Here is a 15,041-nt window from a genome sequence, read left to right on the forward strand (position 1 = left end):
GGGCTACTTGGTGACTGACCAGGCGGAGACTTTGCCATTCAGGAACTCGACCCGCCCTGCTTCGTAGGGCACCTCAACAAAGGGATCATAATAGAAGAGCGGGTCATAGATGTAGCGATGGCCCCAGAATCCGGGAGCGTACCCGTACCCAAAGCCGCCGCCATAGGCGGGGACCGTGTCGGTGCCCGTGTAGCTCCAGCGTTCATACTGTTTGCCGCCTCTGGTTCCTCGGCCGACGCGGTCCGGCCGTCCCCAAGCGATGAAGACGGCTCCTTTAGACATGCCTTCTTCGATCTTGCGCTGGGCGACCATCGTCTTGTGCCGCTCACTCAATCCACTGTAAATCTGCGGGTTGCGCTCAATGCGCTTCTGCACAGGGGCCGTGCAACTGGCCAGAAGGCCTAGCGCGGCCAGGGCAAAAATGACCGGGAACTTTTTCATGGGGCAAGCGTAGCATATTTGGACACGTGTTCACCAGCGCTGTTCAGCGTTGTGGTGGTTGCCTTTGTCCAGCGTTGTCCTACCTTTCTCCTCTGTGGAAGATCCCTTTGGTCATCACATTTCCTATTTGAGAGTCTCTATTACCGACCGCTGCAATGAGCGGTGTCGGTACTGTATGCCCGACGAAGAGCAGCAGTGGTTCGACCGGGCAGAAGTGCTCAGTTACGAGGAAATGCTGCGAGTGATCCGGGTGGGCACCCGGCTGGGCATTCGGAAAGTCCGCATTACGGGGGGCGAGCCGCTGACCCGACCCGGGGCTGTGGATTTCTGCGCGCAGGTAGCTGCGCTGCCTGGCATCCGGGATGTGGGCATCTCCACCAACGGGACGCTTCTCTCCAAGCCTCTTGCGGATGGCCGCACCGCCGCGCAGGCCCTGGTCCAGGGTGGGGTGCGTACCGCCAATCTCTCGCTGGATTCGCTGGATCGGGCCTCATACTTTTCAACCACTCGCCGGGATCTGCTGCCCAAGCTTCTGGCGGGTGTCGATGCCGCCCGGGATGCGGGGTTCGAATCCATCAAGTTCAACTGCGTTCTCATCCGCCACCAGACGGAGCGGGAGCTCATGAATCTCATCATGTTTGCCCGGGAGAAGGGTGCCTTGATCCGTTTCATCGAGCTGATGCCAGTGAGCACCGCCGAGGTGTTGCGCGAGGACAGTTTTCTGGCCTGTGGCCAAGCGAAAAAGCTCATCGAACGCGAGGCGGGACCTCTCATCCCCAGGCCGGACTACAAGACGAATGGGCCCGCGAGTTACTACCAGATCCCCGGCACCGATCAGCTGATCGGCTTCATCGGGGCCATGACCAACTTCCATTTCTGCGAGACCTGTAACAAGCTGAGGCTCACCTGCGATGGCAAGCTGAGACCCTGCTTGGGCAGCTACCTGGAGTTCGACCTGCGAGAGGTGCTGCGCAGCGGATGCTCAGATGACGAACTGGCCGAATTCTTCCTCCATGTGGTCGCGAGGAAACCCAAGGAGCATGACTTCCGGGGAAGCTACCAGCCGGGGCGTCGCATGATCGCCATCGGCGGATGAGATTGCGGGAAATCGATGGAGCGGCGATTCAGTAAATGGGCTCCCTCGATTGTCTGGCGGCTTCTGCTTGCCCGGCATCGTAGCCTCTGGAAAGCTGGCATCGAAAGACCATGGCGGACACCTCCTTGCAGTTTGTCATCGTGGACGGGCACAGCGTCATCCACGCGTGGGATGAACTGCGCCGGATGCATGCCGCAGGGGCGCGAAGATACCTGGCCCGGGAGGCCTTGCTGAAGAGGTTGCGTCTTTACCAGGATATGACCGGAACCCGGGTGGTGGTGGTCTTCGACGGGGTGGGGACGAAGGTGACCGACGAGCGGGAAGCGGCCGGCCTCCAGGTCTTCTACGCGGATGCTGGACGGACCGCAGACTCCGTGATCGAGCGACTCGTCGCCAAATACGCAGCCACATTTGCCATCCGGGTGGCGACAGCTGACCAGATGGAGAGAGACACCGTCGAGTCTTTCGGAGCGGTCTGTATGTCCCCTGAGGAGCTGAGATACGAAGTCGAACGGGCTGAAACAGACCTGGGTCATCGCATCAAGTCGTAGTCCGATCCATTCGTTTGAGGATCGGGGGCGTGGCTGATAGGGCCCGTCAAACCTGGGGCGATGAACGGGCAACCACCTCCAAAGACACACGACAGACTGCAGAGATTCGGCATCTTCCGTTTGGTGATTGGACGGAGAAATAAGATTCCATTTTTAGTCACCGCCTTTCGTGGCCATGGAGCAATTTTAGCTTGCGGATTTATTAAGATAGATTGATATTCAGGATATACGGAATAAGTCATGAGGTGAATTCTTGTCACGAATTATTCGGAAAAAGGTGTGTGAGTAACATATAGTCGATAAATCCGACAGGGCAGCATGGAAAAAGTATTTAGCTAGTGCATCACATTGGTTGTCATATTTTTAAGATGGGTTTTAGTGTGATTAATTGGTAAAAAGAGATCCGAAGTAGGAAAAAAATGGTGATGTGGATATCGCCGATTTGATCTGGGCGAGGTGAATCGAAGTTGCCCCCACAATTACTCACAGTTTATTCACACGAGCTGCCATCCTGTTCATTACGTGTTATTCTGGCATATATATTTGGTAATCAGGCACTAAATTGTGGTTTTCACATAAATGATAATGCGGGAAATGAAAGCCTCTGCGAACTAAATTGTGAATAACGCGATCTGAATTTTCGAACGCGAATTGCAGGTTGAGGCCCCCAATTGTGAATCGAATGTGAGCAACTTTAGGCCATCTGATGTTCGGCAGTGAATAAACCCGATGTTCCCAAGGCTGTCGCTAGAGAGGCGAGGGGCTGGTGGATCAATCTGCTAGATCACGTATCGACGTGCCAGCTGGTGAAGTTGCTTTAGGTGGTGAGAAGGGGAGGCGGGCCAGCCGTGGTTGGGAAGTGCCCCCTCCAAATCCAAGCTCGCGGTAAGATTGAGACTGTGGCGAAGCCGTTCGGGGTCGCTATTCAGAATGCGAGGGGGCAGATGTGAGAAAGCTCCGAAGCTGGCGAAGAGGTCACCACTGAACAAGAGTTTCCGACGAGTGTGGTGGTAACCCATGTGGCCCCCGGTGTGGCCTGGCAGATGCACCGCTGTCCAGCCGCTGCCGATGGGGATGGTGTCACCCTCGTCTATCCAGAAGTCCACCGGAAAAGAATGAAAGCCCAGCAAGCGCCGGCCGCCGGCTTCGAGCCACCCGCAGATTTGTGACCAGCTATGGTAGGGATGCCTTCCTTCGCAGTGCAGTTTGTCCAGTCGTGGGGCCGCCACCCAAGCCCCTGTCTCGCGGACCAGTTCAGCCACATTCCGGGTGTGGTCGTAGTGGCCGTGGGTGAGGACGATGCCGCGGATCGGGAGGTGATCCCAATGCCGTTGCCTCAGCGTGCGCCGAAGTGCGGAGATGCCGCCTGCCATTCCCGTGTCGATCAGGTAGAGGGCCTCCTCTCTTTGAACTTGAATAACGTGAAAAGTCACCCAAGGCGTCCACACCGGCTGAATGTCCGGTGGGTAGCCAGGTGGCGATTGCATATTCGAACGGAGGAGCTTGGCTGACGCTACTTCAGTGCCTCAATTCGTGCTGACTCATGCAGGTGTTGGATCTCGTCATCGCTGAGCGCCCGATTGAAAACGGCAAGTCCGCCGAACTTGCCTATGGTCGCCTTGCCCTCGGCGAAGAGGCTACCCACTGCATATCGGGCCCCGACAATGAAGTCGGATCCGCCCATGGGCTTGGACTTGGCATGCTTTTCACGGTCATAGCGGAAAATGCCCCTTCCATGGTAATAGGGATTGAGGCCGCGGCCCCCTCCGTCTGGGCCTTCTTTGAGGAAGTAGGGATCGGTGCGCTTGTGTTTCACCGGATCCAGCTCGTTGGCGTCAAGTCGGCCGTTGATGTAGGCCCGGAGGTATTTGGAATCATAGGTAAATGCCAGGGTGCACCATTTTTCGGTCGGGACGTCCCCCGCGCTCACGGCGTAGTCGGCGCACCAGGGGAACTTGGAGCCGTCCGCCCGGCGGGTGACGCCGCCCTCTGCGGAGATGTGGGGGACGAGTTTGTTGGGGCCGCCGTACGCTGGCATGTTCATGAGCAGTGCGTATTGGCGGGTGCCGGAGTCGTCGTCCTTGCCTTTCCCCTCGCTCCACATCCCGGCGATGGTGCGGCTGACGTGGAGGTTCTCGATGCGAACGACGGCGAAGAGGGTGACCTGGGCGTTGGGACCTGAAATGTTCAAGTCGGCGGTCTCTGCGTAGGGAATGTGAAGGAAGTTCTTGCCGTTGAGCACGGCACTGTAGCCGGAATAAGGGCCGCCATCGGAGCGTGTGACCGGGTCACCCGCTTCCTTCAGAGGGTGGGGATTGGGAGTCCCTGTGGAGAGGCGGGGCTGACCTGAGGGCTCTCCAAAGGTCCAGAATGCCACAAGACCTGGAGTTTGCGTCACGAGGGCGGGATCGCCAGATGGAGGGGCGGCCGGGAGCCAGTAGCTGGCCAGCAGCAGGGGCAGGAGGGTGGTCAGGTGACGCATGTTGCATGCTGGATGAGACCTTGTTTCCAGGCTACGATTTTTGTTCCCGCACCGGGCTCATCGTGTGTCGTCCGCATCAGGAGAGAGATATGATCGATTTTTCATTCAGGAGGGGGAGGGGGGCGATCGGGGGATCTGAGTTGGCTGCAAGGGTGGCTCATGCAGTGAATATCCGCCTGCGGCAGGCATTGCGCGTTCATCTGGGCGACGGTGGTTCTCCGGATTCTGACCATTTTCATGCATTCCCATACCGTTTGACAGCCCGGTGATGCCGTGTTGAATGCCCGCCCTACATCATGTTGCAAGAACTCAAGCAGAGAGAGAAAGAAGGCCGGCCCATCCAGATTGGATTGATCGGGTCTGGCGCCATGGGAACTGGCATTGCCTACCAGATTGGCCGGACCCCGGGCATGCGGCTTGCATTCGTTGCCGACCAGAATCTCGAGGCTGCGCAGAAGGGGGCCGACAAGTACGGCAAACCGACTCTTGTCACCACGGACGGCATGGCCGCCCTTCGTGATGAAAAGCTGCACGTGGACGTGTTTGTGGAGGCCACGAACTCCATCATTGCTGCGTATGACTACTGTATTGCGGCGATCCAGCGAAAATCGCACGTCGTGATGATGAACGCAGAGGTGGACCTCATTCTTGGGCATCTGCTCCAGGCCGAGGCTCAGAAGCACGGAGTGGTGGTGACCAGCGACGCTGGCGACCAGCACGGAGTGCTCGCCCGCATGATGGAAGAGATCGAGATGTGGGGCTTTGACATCGTCCAGGCAGGCAACATGAAAGGGTTCTTGGATCGTCACCGTGACATCGAAGGCACCGTGGAGATCGCCAAAAAACTTGGCCTGAGCACCATTCAGTGTCTCGCTTACACGGACGGTTCCAAGTTGAACATCGAAATGGCTGTCATCGCGAATGAGTATGGGTTGACCCCGTTCGTCCCGGGCATGGAAGGCCCCAAGGCCAACAAGATGCAGGATGTGGTGGATCTCTTCGACTTCGACAAGTACAACGGCCAAGGCCGTGTGGACTATGTGCTGGGTGCCAAAGAGCATGGCGGCGGCGTTTATGTGGTGGCCAAGTGTGAGAGCGAGTTCCAGCAGGGCTACATGAACTACTACAAGGTGACGAACAAGCACCCGTACTACGTGTTCCTGCGTCCTTATCACCTTTGCCATCTGGAGACGCCCCGGGCCTCCGCCCTGGCTGCATTGTACAACAAGCCGGTCTGCACCCAGCGCATGGGGCGCATCTCGGACTGTTTCGCGTACGCCAAAAAGGACCTCCCGGCGGGCACCCGTGTGGAGCACGCCATCGGTAGCGATGAAGTTTACGGCCTCATTGAAGAAGCCGCTCCTGCCTACGCGGCGGGTCGTATGCCCCAGGGCGTGTTGGACGTGGAGGAGTCCAACGAGCGTCCGGTGCTCAAGCGTGCGGTCAAAAAAGACGAGCCGCTGTTCTGGGATGATTTCAATATGCCGGCCAGTCGCATGGTCGAGCTCTGGAATCAGCAGATGGCCCTGCCCGGCATCAAGAAGTAGTCGGGAAGTTGCAGCGGCAAGGCACGAAAGGCACACGGATGGCAGCTACCAAGAAACATGTCGCAATCCTCGGTGGAGGAGTGTGTGGGCTCTATGCCGCCCGCGTCCTCACTCGTGTGGGCATTCCGGTCACCGTTTTGGAAAAAGGAGCGCAGCCAGGAGGGCTGGCCACCTCCCATGAGCGGAGTGGCAACTGGTACGACTTGGGGTGCCACATGCTTCATGAGTTCGACAAAGAGGTCTATGAAGACATCATGTCGCTCATGGGGGATGAGAGCATCCCGGTGCAGTTGGATGCCAAGATCCGCTGGGCAGGCAGCTTCTATCGCTACCCGCTACAGTTCCAGGACATGATCAAGGGGATTCCCATTTTCACCCTGGCCTTCTATACCCTTGGTTTGTTTTACGCCCAGATCCGTCAGGCTTTGGTGCCTTGGCACCCGAAGAATGCGGAGGAGGCTTTGATCCAGCTCTATGGGGCTCCTCTGTATAAGTTCTTCTTCAAGGACTTCACCCATCGCTACTGGGGCATTCACCCGCGCGAGCTCAGTGCCACCTTCATCACCACCAAGATGCCGCGGCTCAGTGCGGTGGATGTGATCAAGAAGGCGCTCGGCAAAGTGGGTGTGAAGGACAAAAGCTTGAAGGCAGTGGACAGCGCTCTTCACGAGGAGACGCTGCACTATTCCCGCACGGGTGCGGAGGCCATGCCCCGGGCAATGGCCCAGGCGGTGACGGAAGCGGGCGGGAGTGTGATTCTCAACGCCGATGTCCAGCAAGTGCAGATGACCGACGGCCGGGTGACGGCGGTGACGTATCGGCAAGGTGGGGAGACCCACGTGGTGGAATGCGATGAGTGCATCTCTACGATCCCCCTGCCTTGGCTGGTGCAAAAAGCAGATCCGGCCCCGGCAGCGAGCGTGGTGGAAGCTTCCCATCAGCTCCGTTTCAAGCCCATCTCCATTTACGGCCTGCTGGTAAAGAAACCGAAGTGCATCGACGGCCTCTACATCTACTACCGGGATCGATTTTTCCATCGCGTGGGCGAGCCCAAAAACGCTGGCCTCGTGGTGAAACCCGAGGGGCACACTGTGCTGATCGTGGAGACCACCTGTGAAATCGGCGATGCTAAATGGAACGGCACTGAGGAAGCCAAAGAGCGGCTCTTTACGGATCTGGAACTGGAGAACATCTGTGCCCGGGAAGACGTTGTGGAGGTGAACATTCTGCACGGCGAGACAGGGTACCCGATCTTCAGCCTCGGCTTTGAGCCGCACTATGAGCAAGTCATGCAGTGGGTAAAAGGGGTCAGCAACCTACAGTCCACCGGACGGCAGGGGGGCTTCAAATATCCCAACATGCACTCCGCCATGCGTATGGGGGCGACGGCCGCCCAAGTGGTTTTGAAGCGGTTGCAGCATTCGTAGGCTCGAGGAGCCATCACAGATCACCGCCCTTGGGCGGTGTCTTCCAGGACCGTTCCATCGGTGGGAGCTGAAAGTGCTCCCGAATCATGTCCACATTCTTGAGATTGGCCTTCACGACGAGGTCAAAAATGTCACCGGCAAAGGGGACGGACCCCACACCCGTATCAACAAGAATGTTCATGACCATTTTGGCCAGCTTTGCGCGAGGCAGTCCCAGCCTTCCTGCCTGGACGACGATGAATCCAGAGGCCAGAGAGGTGGCGACATCGCCCACGACCGGCAGCAGCATGCCGATGACTCCATCTGCGCCCACCCGCCAGTTCAGTCCGGGGATGTTGATCGCCGAGTCCAGAATGCGGGCCAGTTTCTCCACTTGCTTGAGGATGAGCTCTTGGTCAGGGGTCAGGTCTGTCGGCGTGTATGAAGCTCCGGGCATCTCTGGTGGCAGGACTTCGAAATCGGTTTCGTTTGGCATGGTCGTGGATGAGGTGGTCATACGGGTTGAGACAGCTCAGACACTGTTACCGCGACATTATTTCACTGGCATCGCTTCAAACGCTGGAGAGAGTGTTTTTTTATGAAGGCAGATCTCCTCAAGCTCCGCATTGCAGGCATCATGGGATTCCTGGCCGTAGGCCTAGGGGCGATGGGGGCGCATGCGCTGAAGACCAAGTGGGAGGCCACCTTGGGGACTGTGGAGGCGGCGTATCGATTGGATGTCTGGAAGACGGCGAGCCAATACCATCTTGCACATGCTGTGGTGTTGCTAGTCCTCGCATTCGCCTTTAGCCGCCCCGATCAAGGACGTTGGGCCAGTCGATTGATGACCGGGGGCATCGTGTTTTTCAGCGGGAGTTTGTATCTGCTGTGCTTGAGCGGTGTGAAATGGCTCGGTGCCATCACGCCAATTGGCGGGGTGCTTTTTATGCTCGGCTGGCTCGTTCTGCTCGTTCCTGCAAAAGAAAAGGCGTAATTCCAGGGCCAGGAGAAGGCGGCGATGTTGCCAGCCGAAGTTCCTTATCGGGGAAGTGCTTCGACTGAGTGCTAGCTTGGGTAGGTCGGTTATTTTGCCAGTCGCGCAGATATTGAGTGACTGCGTGTAGGCAGGTCCCCAAAAGCGGCGACGGGGCGACTCGCCTGGTGTCATCCGCGCATTGACCCATGCGGATCGAGGAATTCGCTCCGCTCGCATCCAGATTAGCGTGTCTGCCTGCGGTGGAGGAAGGGGAAGCTCTGGACGACGGCGATGATCAAAGGTTCGCTCCGATAGTCGGCTTTTTTCAGGGTCTCCTCCAACCTCAGCAGGGTGGGCTGGTCGCTCACCTCCAGGCCGCGGTTCAGGGCATAACCGAGGAGGCGGGAGCACAGGGTGCGGACAAACATGTCCTTCTCCTGCATCAGCACTTTCCGCATCTCGGCGGGTCCCGCAAAAGCGGTGCCGTCGGGCATCAAGCCGCTGGCATCAAGAGGCTTGCCGTTCTCATCGTTCCGCCACTTGCCGATGGCGTCGAAGTTCTCAAGGCCAAAGCCCAGGGGGTCCATGCGGGCATGGCAGCCGGCGCAGACGGGCTTGGCGCGATGCTGCTCCAGGCGTTGACGGAAGGTGAGTTCACCTTTGATGGAGCGATCGTCTTCCGGGAGTTCTCCCACATTAGGAGGAGGGGGCGGGGGAGGGGCGCTGAGCAGTTGTTCCAGCACCCACTTGCCTCGAAGAACTGGGCTGGTCCTCTGGGGGAGGGCGGTGACGGCGAGTATGGCACCCATCCCGGTGAGACCGCCACGCTTGTTGTCGGTGAACTTCACCTGGCGCATTTCCTTGCCCTGAATTCCGGGGATGTCGTAGAGCTTGGCCAGCGGCTCATTGACGAAGGTGTAGTCACTGTCCAGCAGATCAAGCATCCGTCCATTGTGGCGCAGTACTGCGTCGCAGAAGGTGAAGACCTCGTCGTACATGGCCTGCCGGAGGGCGTCGTTGAAGTCCTTGAACTTCCGGCGATCGGGATCCACGGCATTGAAGAGCTGCTCGAAATGGAGCCACTGGCCGGCGAAGTTCTTGGTGAAGGCCAAGGCCTTGGGGTCGGCCAGCATGCGCTTGGTTTCCGCTGCGAGCACTGCCGGGTCGTGAAGTTTCTGCTCTGCAGCCAGCTTGAGCAGGGCGTCGTCAGGGGCTGAGACCCAGAGGAAGTAGGAGAGCCGGCTGGCGACCTCGTAGTGATTGACCTTCCATGGTTCCTTCGCCCACGGCCGATCCTCTTCTTCAATCAGCAGGAACTTGGGGGACAGGAGGATCGCTTTGAAGGCGACCTTCATGGCACCGTCCCAGTTTTCGCCCCGCTGGAGCGCCGCGGCAAAGATCTTGATGACCTCTTTGAGTTCTGCCTCCGTCGGGGGGCGTCGGTAGGCCTTGAGCAGGAAGGGGCGAAGCGCAAGCTCTGCGCCCACCTCGGCGGGGAGCTTGTCGCTGGTGACAGGGGCCATCAGGCGGCCGCGCAGTTCTGGCTTGCTCCAGACTTCGGCGATGGCATCATTGGCACCGCCCATGAATTTTTCCATCAACAGCGTGGAAAAGGTCAGGGTGTCGGCATTGTTGGCGAAACCCTCGCCACCAGCGCCATCGGCAGGGAACTTGTCGCCGGGTCGGGTGCTGATCCCCAAAAGATCACGAAGGGTGTTGGAGTACTCTTCACGATTGAGGCGGCGGACCTTGCGATGCCCTGGGTCTGATGCCGGGCTGGCTTTGATCGCGAGTTCATTGGCCTTGATCCAGTCGAGGATTGCCTGCTTCTGACCCGCATCGAGTGGTGTCTTGTTCTTTGGCGGCATGGTCCCGGACCGCACCTGCTCTCGAACCTTGTCCCAAAGGCGGACGTTGTGCCGGTTCAATCCCGGCTGGCGCAACGATTCCAGGCTGACGTCCCCCTTCTTCATCTCCTCGTCATGGCAGTCGATGCACCGCTGTTCCAGGAGAGGAAGGATGCTTTTCTCGAAGGACTCAGCGGACGCTGCGAGCGTGGCCGGTGCGGGCTCCGCCATGCACCACGAACTGGTGGCCATAACGAAGAGAATTCGAATGATACGGGAAGCTGCGCTGGAAGCCATCTGGGGGATCAGGATTACGCCCCCGGAATGCCCATGCTATCCACAGAGTTGGTCTGGTTCTGCGTTCTGGTTACGGACTTAGCAGCTTCCTGACCGCGCCCATGAGAATCTCTTCGCTCTCGGGGCCGACGTTGGTGGAGCGGGGCTCCATCTCATAGCCACCCTGGGCGTAGGCGGCGCGGGTGCCGATGTAGCCGGGGCCGTAGTCACCGTAGGCGGCCATGGCCACTTTCAGGTCCGGGCGCAGGGCCTTGGCGTTGAGTTGGTACTCGACGAACAGTTCGCCCGGCATGTGGAGGATGCGGGCGGGGCCGACGGCGAGGCAGGCGATTTCAATCTGATGCTGGTTTCGGTCGCGATCCAGAAAAGAGAGCTGATCGATCTGCCCAATGTACCCCATCCGGACAGAAGTGCTGAGCAGTGCTTTTTCCAGGTCCTCTTTGACAAGGTGTTTGCCGGCGGGCAATCTCACCGGTTCGTAGGACCAGCGGACCTCGCTCGCATCCAACGGGAACTTTTCAGTGGCGGCATAGGCTCTCGCCATGGCGTCGGCCAGTCGGGTGGCGAGGATGAGGCGGTTTTCTTTGGAACCGTCGTTATACTTGCCGGCGGCCACGTTGCCGCCGGCACCGTTGAAGTGCACATGCAGGGCTTCTGGAACGGACTGCCCACGCATGAACCGGGCGATGCCGGGGAAGTCGCAGCTGGGCACTCCGGTGCGGTAGTAGCTCTGCGGGTGGCACGCGTAGTAGCTCAGCACTGCCAGCGGCTTCTCACCATTCCAGAAACTCAACTGGGAAACGACGGGATCAATCAGTCCCTCGGGTTCAGCTCGCAGGCTGGCATCTTTGGTGGCGCTGCCTCTCATGGGGCGGAGCCGGCCTTCCGGTCCGACAATGCGGCGGTTGGAGGCAACTTCGATAGCTTTGGCCTCGCCCCAGCCGACATGGGTGGCTGGCTGGGCCAGGGGGAGTGCGACCTTCACGGCCTCGGCGAGCCGTGCCACCACTTCCCGATGAAAGGTGCCTTCGCAACGGCCCAGGTCTGCGATACCCAGCTCCTTCATGATCCTCTCTCCAGTGAAATCGCAGCCAGGTGCGTCATGTTGATGGAGGGTGTGCACAGCGACACGGTGCACTGAGGTGTTGGCCGCCGCGGCCAGGGCCTTGCAAAAGGCGTCGTGTCCTTCGTTTCCGATTCCGATCCAATCCACTGCACACAGCACAATCGGCGGGTCTTGTCCCAAGATGACGATGCCGCGGGCTCGCAGGGTCAACTCGTCGAGCCGTCTCACTTTGTCATAGGCCATGCTAGAGCCGATGGGCGGGGTCGCGTCCACGTCGAACGTGGCGATCTTGACGCCATCAGCGCAAATCATTGACGTGGTTGCGAAGAAGGTAAGCAGGAGCACGGCGAGATGCAGGGTTGCTCTGTGACAAACGGTGGGCATGGGGCCTGATACGGTGTGCAAGGGCTGTGATTCTGCCTCTGATGACTATCCGATTACAAGAGGGCAAAAGAGTACCACGTGAGGGATCGGCAGTCTCCGCTGGGGTTGAAGGAGGGGGAGCAGAGAGGGTGAGTGCGATTGAGGCGCAACGATGAGAAAAATATGGAAAACGATGCTTGTTGCGCCTCGATTTGCATGATTGGTAGCTTCAATGGCGCACAATACCTAGTGGAAGAGGCGCATAACCGAGACAAATCCCGTAAATGCGATAATATAAAGTTGCTTTTCTGATGGAGTCTGTGAAAATTGAGAAATCAACCGCGTGACGCTATCAATAATGAGATTCCCCATTCTTGCCACTTTAGCTGCCCTCTTCGTAGGGGCTGGCCTTTCCGCAGCGGAGTCGGTGGATATTGAGTTTGACAACTTCTCCGGGAATCAAACCGGGACGCTGCAAGATCTCGGTCCGTACTACCAGTCTTCGGTGATGAAGTTCACCAATGTGGCGAGCGTGGGAAATGTGTCAGTTGATCTGCGCGTTACCGCCTCGGCTTGGGGAGCCTACGCGTTCACGGGGCACCTGCCTGACTACAGCCAGACCTATGGTCAGCCCAACGGTGACTTGGGGCTCTACTACACAGCAACATCCTATGGTTCCGGCGGGCTGCACTACACACTCGAGTTTTTCAAAGGGGGTACGAATTTCAGCACCACCTTCACGGTGAGCCAGTTTGATCTGCTCATCTACGATGTGGACGGCGAAACGAAGCAGTCCGAAGCCTTCCGCGCCTACCTTTCCGATGGTTTGACTTCCTATCGTCTGGCAGACAGCCCGAACAGCGTGTCGGCTTCCTACTTCACCGATGGGGTGCTCTTCAGCGGTCCAGGGTACAACATTTCCGAGACAGATCCGTCCGCTGCGGCGATCCTGACCTACAACAACACGAACAAGATCACCCTCGACTTCGAGTCCAAGACGACCGGGGGCTCCTTGCCGAACGGGATTTTCACCGCCATCGATGGTGACTTGAGTCTGGTTAAGGGAGACACGAGCGATTTTGGCAATCCTGTCGCGGTGCCTGAGCCTTCCGGCCTGGTGTTCATTGCAGCGGCTGGAGTGGTGCTGGTGCTTCGCCGCAAGCGCCGTACGACTGCTGATTGATCGACACCTTAAAGCTTGTGCGCCTGGCCCACTTTGAGTGGGCCAGGCGTTTCTGTTGGCGGAGCAATACATCCGGTAGCGTAATGTTGCAGGCTTGGGGCGTGTTGAAGATCTGGCGAAAGAGGAGCATGCGAATTTCGCCCGCGCGCACAGAAGGGACGCCTACCCTTGACCTTCCTCAGCCACTGGCATGTCGCAGGACATGACCCCGTGCCGGAGGGCCATAGGAATGTGTGCTGCGGCATGCATTCTCGGGCAGGGCAGAGTGGAGTTAGCCTTTCCGGATCGTGAGGGGATCCGTTCTGAGATTGCTTGTGATGGGCTGTCCCGTGGGGCCGGGCAAATCCATAGGGAGTTTTGGTGATGTGTTGGCCCAGGTGGGTTGGGGGCTCAGGGCAATGATGAGCCTAGATTCAAGGTCGCATCTACGGCGGACAGGCCTGTTTCTCTACACCATTCTGTCCTCGAGCTTTGTTAAGGAGGGGTCATATAGCGTCCTGGTCCGATATGGGTGCTGCAGTGTAGCAGGAGCTTGACACTGGTCTGCTTGGGTTGGGTTGCTCATCATTCCCTGCAGCGGCTGAGTCGCCTTGAAAGGAAGGCTGTGCGCGGATTTTTGCCAGGGGGTGGCTTGAAAGTTTGGGTGAGGCACATGTAAAAGTTTTTGAGCGCTAAAGTTGTTGAGGCTGTGATGGCTATAAGAAAAAATAATAAGGAATGCGGTGGGTAATTAGAAAACGTTCTTGTTTTTGTATTAAGATTGCTACTATTATGTCTTCGTGCAAAGTAGCGCCATTAATGCAGGGGGCTTCTCCTGGTGGCGTTCAATCCTCCATCCATTCAGCGTCATGACTCCAACAACTTTTTTCCAACGCGGTGCCGTTCCGGTGCTGGCCTTGCTGCTGGGACTGACAAGTGCCGCACCAGGGCAGTCGGTTGTCCCAACCAACTTCTTTGAGCCGGCGTTTTCGGCCGAGACGGATGGCCCGGGTGGGGTTTTATCCATTACAATAGACACTGTGACCGCTGCAACTGCCGGGCCCCAATCGTCCGGGGGATCGCCAATCTGGAACCATTCGGCGACAGGCTTGATTGAGGCTGGGGTGATCCTTGTCGGCGAAGCGACGCTCTCCACGACGACCACGACGACCGGCAGTGAACTGGTATTTGGTCGCCAGTTGGAGTTGACTGGGACATTGGGGATACTCAATCCGCTGGTCTCGAACGTTTTGGGCACGAGCCTCTTGAGCAACTGGAGTTCCGATGCCACCGTCAACGGGTTAAGCTTGGCGGGAGGGAGCGCCTATTCTGTGACCTTCGACATCACGGAGGGGGCGGGCTTGGATGTTTCGGCACTTTCATCGGCCTCCTTCCAGCTCTTTGGCAATGGCAACGCCATCACGGGAATTGATACAAGCTCGTTGGTCAACCTGCTCGATTTGATTCAATTGGGTGGCAGCTTGAACAGCTTTGAGCTGACCTTTATCGCTCCCGAGCCGCTCACCTCGCTGGAATTCCAGTTCAATGCGAGTGCCGTGGCTGATGCCAGCCTTCTGGGCGGGACCAACGGCAACTCTAATGTGCTGACCTTCTCCAACCTCGCCGTGACACCAGTGCCGGAACCTGGCAGCCTTACCCTGCTGGGGCTGGGAATCTATTTCCTGGTTCGCCGTCGCAATCGCGGGTGAGGCGCTCTTGAATTTCTTTTCTTCTCAAATGGGTGCCGGGACACTGGCATCCATTTTTTTGTTTTTTGAGTACGAATTCGCTGTAGATTTGCCTATGG

13 protein-coding genes are annotated in these 15,041 nt (G+C 58.1%); 7 read left to right on the forward strand and 6 right to left on the reverse strand.

Annotated elements, in window-relative coordinates; genetic code table 11:
* Nucleotides 1–3 precede the first annotated feature (3 nt).
* Nucleotides 4–441: a hypothetical protein gene (locus tag VSP_RS12500; RefSeq protein WP_009960987.1), complete on the reverse strand. Its 438-nt coding sequence runs from the start codon at nt 439–441 to the stop codon at nt 4–6.
* A 94-nt stretch (nt 442–535) separates the two neighbouring features.
* On the opposite strand from VSP_RS12500, the gene moaA reads away from it, so the two are divergent.
* Both moaA and VSP_RS12510 read left to right on the forward strand, forming a co-directional pair.
* Nucleotides 536–1,537 carry a GTP 3',8-cyclase MoaA gene (gene moaA, locus VSP_RS12505; protein ID WP_029190390.1) on the forward strand — a complete coding sequence of 334 codons (1,002 nt, stop codon included), beginning with the start codon at nt 536–538 and terminating at the stop codon, nt 1,535–1,537.
* A 110-nt stretch (nt 1,538–1,647) separates the two neighbouring features.
* Nucleotides 1,648–2,088, forward strand: coding sequence for an NYN domain-containing protein (locus tag VSP_RS12510; RefSeq protein WP_009960989.1), 441 nt, complete (start codon nt 1,648–1,650; stop codon nt 2,086–2,088).
* A 779-nt stretch (nt 2,089–2,867) separates the two neighbouring features.
* Here the strand turns inward: VSP_RS12510 and VSP_RS12515 are convergent.
* Together VSP_RS12515 and VSP_RS12520 are read right to left on the reverse strand one after the other, a co-directional pair.
* A complete protein-coding gene (locus tag VSP_RS12515) occupies nt 2,868–3,575 on the reverse strand; it encodes an MBL fold metallo-hydrolase (RefSeq protein ID WP_081452519.1) in 708 nt (235 codons plus the stop codon).
* 26 nt (nt 3,576–3,601) lie between these two features.
* The gene (locus VSP_RS12520; RefSeq protein ID WP_009960992.1) at nt 3,602–4,570 is read right to left on the reverse strand and encodes a LamG domain-containing protein; all 969 of its coding nucleotides are present in this window, start codon (nt 4,568–4,570) and stop codon (nt 3,602–3,604) included.
* Nucleotides 4,571–4,866: 296 nt separating this feature from the next.
* Between VSP_RS12520 and VSP_RS12525 the strand changes: the two genes are divergently transcribed.
* On the forward strand, nt 4,867–6,117 hold the full coding sequence (locus tag VSP_RS12525) for a homoserine dehydrogenase (protein ID WP_009960993.1): 1,251 nt from the start codon (nt 4,867–4,869) through the stop codon (nt 6,115–6,117).
* A 38-nt stretch (nt 6,118–6,155) separates the two neighbouring features.
* On the forward strand, nt 6,156–7,544 hold the full coding sequence (locus VSP_RS12530; RefSeq protein ID WP_029190391.1) for an FAD-dependent oxidoreductase: 1,389 nt from the start codon (nt 6,156–6,158) through the stop codon (nt 7,542–7,544).
* A 13-nt stretch (nt 7,545–7,557) separates the two neighbouring features.
* Here VSP_RS12530 and VSP_RS12535 read toward each other — a convergent pair whose 3' ends face one another.
* On the reverse strand, nt 7,558–8,019 hold the full coding sequence (locus VSP_RS12535) for a DUF4112 domain-containing protein (protein WP_157210856.1): 462 nt from the start codon (nt 8,017–8,019) through the stop codon (nt 7,558–7,560).
* 102 nt (nt 8,020–8,121) lie between these two features.
* Here VSP_RS12535 and VSP_RS12540 point away from each other — a divergent pair, with 102 nt between their 5' ends.
* On the forward strand, nt 8,122–8,517 hold the full coding sequence (locus VSP_RS12540) for a DUF423 domain-containing protein (RefSeq protein WP_009960996.1): 396 nt from the start codon (nt 8,122–8,124) through the stop codon (nt 8,515–8,517).
* Nucleotides 8,518–8,741: 224 nt separating this feature from the next.
* Here VSP_RS12540 and VSP_RS35160 read toward each other — a convergent pair whose 3' ends face one another.
* Both VSP_RS35160 and VSP_RS12550 read right to left on the reverse strand, forming a co-directional pair.
* A complete protein-coding gene (locus VSP_RS35160) occupies nt 8,742–10,598 on the reverse strand; it encodes a DUF1592 domain-containing protein (RefSeq protein ID WP_009960997.1) in 1,857 nt (618 codons plus the stop codon).
* 115 nt (nt 10,599–10,713) lie between these two features.
* Nucleotides 10,714–12,093, reverse strand: a complete 1,380-nt coding sequence (locus tag VSP_RS12550) for a hypothetical protein (protein WP_198141374.1) — start codon at nt 12,091–12,093, stop codon at nt 10,714–10,716.
* Nucleotides 12,094–12,430: 337 nt separating this feature from the next.
* On the opposite strand from VSP_RS12550, the gene VSP_RS12555 reads away from it, so the two are divergent.
* Nucleotides 12,431–13,255 (forward strand): PEP-CTERM sorting domain-containing protein, encoded by an 825-nt coding sequence (locus VSP_RS12555; RefSeq protein ID WP_009961000.1) that lies wholly within the window; start codon nt 12,431–12,433, stop codon nt 13,253–13,255.
* 848 nt (nt 13,256–14,103) lie between these two features.
* On the forward strand, nt 14,104–14,943 hold the full coding sequence (locus VSP_RS12560) for a PEP-CTERM sorting domain-containing protein (protein ID WP_198141375.1): 840 nt from the start codon (nt 14,104–14,106) through the stop codon (nt 14,941–14,943).
* Nucleotides 14,944–15,041: the final 98 nt, after the last annotated feature.

It is taken from the genome of Verrucomicrobium spinosum DSM 4136 = JCM 18804, assembly GCF_000172155.1.
Taxonomy (GTDB): Bacteria; Verrucomicrobiota; Verrucomicrobiia; order Verrucomicrobiales; family Verrucomicrobiaceae; genus Verrucomicrobium; species Verrucomicrobium spinosum.

Coding starts and splice junctions, on each gene's coding strand:
- VSP_RS12550 (WP_198141374.1), bottom strand. CDS start 12,093: ATGCCCACCGTTTGTCACAGAGCAACCCTGCATCTCGCCGTGCTCCTG.
- VSP_RS12515 (WP_081452519.1), bottom strand. CDS start 3,575: ATGCAATCGCCACCTGGCTACCCACCGGACATTCAGCCGGTGTGGACG.
- VSP_RS12525 (WP_009960993.1), top strand. CDS start 4,867: ATGTTGCAAGAACTCAAGCAGAGAGAGAAAGAAGGCCGGCCCATCCAG.
- VSP_RS12555 (WP_009961000.1), top strand. CDS start 12,431: ATGAGATTCCCCATTCTTGCCACTTTAGCTGCCCTCTTCGTAGGGGCT.
- VSP_RS12520 (WP_009960992.1), bottom strand. CDS start 4,570: ATGCGTCACCTGACCACCCTCCTGCCCCTGCTGCTGGCCAGCTACTGG.
- VSP_RS12530 (WP_029190391.1), top strand. CDS start 6,156: ATGGCAGCTACCAAGAAACATGTCGCAATCCTCGGTGGAGGAGTGTGT.
- VSP_RS12510 (WP_009960989.1), top strand. CDS start 1,648: ATGGCGGACACCTCCTTGCAGTTTGTCATCGTGGACGGGCACAGCGTC.
- VSP_RS12560 (WP_198141375.1), top strand. CDS start 14,104: ATGACTCCAACAACTTTTTTCCAACGCGGTGCCGTTCCGGTGCTGGCC.
- VSP_RS35160 (WP_009960997.1), bottom strand. CDS start 10,598: ATGGCCACCAGTTCGTGGTGCATGGCGGAGCCCGCACCGGCCACGCTC.
- VSP_RS12535 (WP_157210856.1), bottom strand. CDS start 8,019: ATGCCAAACGAAACCGATTTCGAAGTCCTGCCACCAGAGATGCCCGGA.
- VSP_RS12500 (WP_009960987.1), bottom strand. CDS start 441: ATGAAAAAGTTCCCGGTCATTTTTGCCCTGGCCGCGCTAGGCCTTCTG.
- VSP_RS12540 (WP_009960996.1), top strand. CDS start 8,122: ATGAAGGCAGATCTCCTCAAGCTCCGCATTGCAGGCATCATGGGATTC.